At 73.7% G+C, this 2916-nt stretch carries 3 protein-coding genes; 1 reads left to right on the plus strand and 2 read right to left on the minus strand.

All coding sequences use genetic code 11. The features are described 5' to 3' along the window. A partial coding sequence (gene lnt, locus N4P33_RS34300) for an apolipoprotein N-acyltransferase (protein ID WP_260830832.1) occupies positions 1–1155 on the plus strand: 1155 nt, incomplete at its 5' end. Here the strand turns inward: lnt and N4P33_RS34305 are convergent. Both N4P33_RS34305 and N4P33_RS34310 read right to left on the minus strand, forming a co-directional pair. Then, a complete protein-coding gene (locus tag N4P33_RS34305; RefSeq protein ID WP_260830833.1) occupies positions 1079–1984 on the minus strand; it encodes a Gfo/Idh/MocA family protein in 906 nt (301 codons plus the stop codon). The genes lnt and N4P33_RS34305 overlap by 77 nt on opposite strands. 19 nt (positions 1985–2003) lie before the next feature. Further along, a partial coding sequence (locus N4P33_RS34310) for an FAD-dependent monooxygenase (RefSeq protein ID WP_260830834.1) occupies positions 2004–2916 on the minus strand: 913 nt, incomplete at its 5' end.

The raw sequence follows: 2916 nt of genomic DNA on the forward strand, positions 1-2916 counted from the left end.
CAGGGGCTCGGCGGCCCCTGGGGCGTGCTCGGTGCGAGCCAGTGGCAGGTGGAGCCCGCGCTACGGCTGGCGTCGGTGGGCGGGATATGGCTGCCCAGTTTTTTGATCGTGGCGCTGAACGTCGCGCTGGCCGCCCTCGTGGTGCTGCGCGCGGCGCGGGTGCCCGCCGTGGCCGGGCTGGTCGCCGTGGCCGTCGTCACCGGTGCCGCGTGGGTGTGGTCGCCCCGCCCGGGCACCGACGACCACGTGGAGATCGCCGTCGTGCAGCCGGGCGTCGTCACGGCCGGCGCCGAGGCCCGCTTCGCCCGCGAGGAGCAGCTCACCCGGGAGCTCGCCGGGCGGGACGTCGACCTGATCGTCTGGGGCGAGAGCAGCGTCGGCTTCGACCTGGCCGCCCGGCAGGACCTGGCCCGGCGGCTCGCCGCACTGTCCCGGGAGACGGGCGCGGAGATCCTGGTGAACGTCGACGCGCGCCGCTTCGACCGGCCCGGCATCTACAAGAGCTCGGTACTGGTCGGCCCCGAGGGGCTCACCGGCGACCGCTACGACAAGATGCGGCTGGTCCCGTTCGGCGAGTACATCCCGGCGCGTTCCCTGCTGGGCTGGGCGACCTCCGTCGGCAAGGCGGCGGGTGAGGACCGGATGCGGGGCACGCGGCAGGTGGTGATGGACGCGGGCGGCGGGCTGCGGATCGGCCCGATGGTGTGCTTCGAGACCGCGTTCCCCGACATGAGCAGGAATCTCGCCGAGGACGGCGCGGACGTGCTGCTCGCACAGTCCTCGACCTCCACGTTCCAGCAGAGCTGGGCGCCCGAGCAGCACGCCTCGCTCGCCGCGCTGCGCGCCGCCGAGACCGGCCGCCCGATGGTGCACGCCACGCTGACCGGTGTCTCGGCCGTGTACGGCCCGAGCGGGCAGCGCATCGGGCCGTGGCTCGGCACGGACGCGAGCACCACCCAGGTGTACGACGTCCCGCTCACCCACGGGACCACGCCCTACGTGCGCTACGGCGACTGGCCGGTGCAGGCCGCGCTGCTGATCCTCGCGGCCTGGGTGGTCACCGAGGCCGTCCTGCGGCTCAGGCGGCCGGCCCCTGAACCGCACGCACCACGCGCTCGCACAGCTCATGAGTCGCCAGCGCGTCCCGGGCGCTGAGCACCTTGCCCGCGCGCACCGCGTCCAGGAACGCGAGCACCGCCTGTTCGATGCCCCGCTGCCGGGCCACCGGCACCCAGTCGCCGCGCCGCCGCACGGTCGGCTGGCCCTTGTGGTCGATCACCTCGGCGAGGTTGACCACCTGGCGCTTGGTGTCCTGCCCGGACACCTCCAGGATCTCCTCGGCCGAGCCGCTGAGCCTGTTCATCACCCCTAGGGCGGTGAAGCCGTCCCCGGCGAGCTGGAGCACCACGTGGTGCAGGAGCCCGTCCACGGCACGGAAGCGCACGGTCACGTCGTCGACCGGGCCGGGGGCGAGGAAGCGCAGGGTGTCGACGACGTGGATGAAGTCGTCGAGGATCATCGTGCGCGGCTCCTCGGGGAGCCCGATCCGGTTCTTCTGCATCAGGATCAGCTCGCGCGGATGGTCCGCGCACTGCGTGTAGCCGGGGGCGAAGCGCCGGTTGAAGCCGACGGCGAGGCTCACGCCCCGCTCCTCGGCGAGCGCCACGAGCCGCTCGGAGTCTGCGAGTTCGTAGGCGAGCGGCTTGTCGACGTACGTCGGTACGCCCGCTTCGAGGAGCCGGGTGACGATCCGCGGGTGGACCTCGGTCGGCGCGTGCACGAAGGCGGCGTCGAGGTCCTGCGCGAGCAGGGCGTCGAGGTCGGTGTGACGCTGCCCGGCCGGGAGGTGGAGGCCGTCTGCGACCCGGGTGAGGGTCGCGGGTGTGCGGGTCTGCAGGTGCAGTTCCACTCCGGGCTGGAAGGCGAGGACCGGGAGGTAGGCCTTCTGCGCGATGTCGCCGAGTCCGATGCAGCCGACCTTCACGGGGTGTTCTCCTCTAGCCCTAGCCTGCCGTGGTCTGCTGCGAAGCATACGGCTGCTGCGGGGGCCGCCAGTCGGCGATCCCGTCGAAGCTCCGCAGGAACAGCGCGGGTCCGGCCTTCGACAACAGGGCGAGCGCGTTGTCGCGTACGGCGATGCCGAGTCTGTTGCTCATCATGTTCAGGCGCGCCACCCGCACGGCCTGGCGGGCGATCGCGGTGGTGCGGGGCAGCCGGGCGGCGCTGTAGGCGGGCAGGTCGTCCGCGAAGTGGGCGAGGGTGATCGCGTCCTCGATGGCCTGGTTGCCGCCCTGGCCGAGGGTCGGCGGCATGGCGTGCGCGGCGTCTCCGACCAGGGCGACCCGGCCTCGGTGGTAGGCGGGGAGCGGCTCGGTGATGTGGTGGACGTCGTGGCGCAGGACGTCCTCGGGGCGGGCGGCGGCCAGCACGGCGGGGATCGGGTCGTGCCAGTCGCCGTAGCGGCGCAGCAGTTCGGCCCGCTCGTCGCCGGGCGCCGCGTCGCCGGCCGGGGCGAGGGCGGCGGCGTAGGCGTAGATCCGGCCGTCCTTGAGCGGGTGGGTGCCCCAGATGCGGCCCCGGCCCCAGGTCTCGTGCGAGGCGAACTCGATGCCCGGCAGCGGAATCACGATCCGCCAGGTGGTCATGCCGGAGTACACCGTGCCTGGGTGCTCGGGGAACAGCCCACGGCGTACGGCGGAGCGGATGCCGTCGGCGGCCACCACCAGGTCGGCCTCCAGTTCGCCGTCGGGGGTGCCGACGCGAGCCGGCCGGGCGGGATCACCGGGAACCCCGGGGTCGACGACGTGCGCGGCGGCGGACGTGCGCACGGCGTCCGGCGGGAGCTGTGCTGCGAGGTGGTCGATGAGCGTGGCGCGGTGCAGCAGCACGAGCGGGCCGCCGAAGCGCTCGGTGGCC

It is taken from the genome of Streptomyces sp. 15-116A, from assembly GCF_025290915.1.
Lineage (GTDB): Bacteria > Actinomycetota > Actinomycetes > Streptomycetales > Streptomycetaceae > Streptomyces.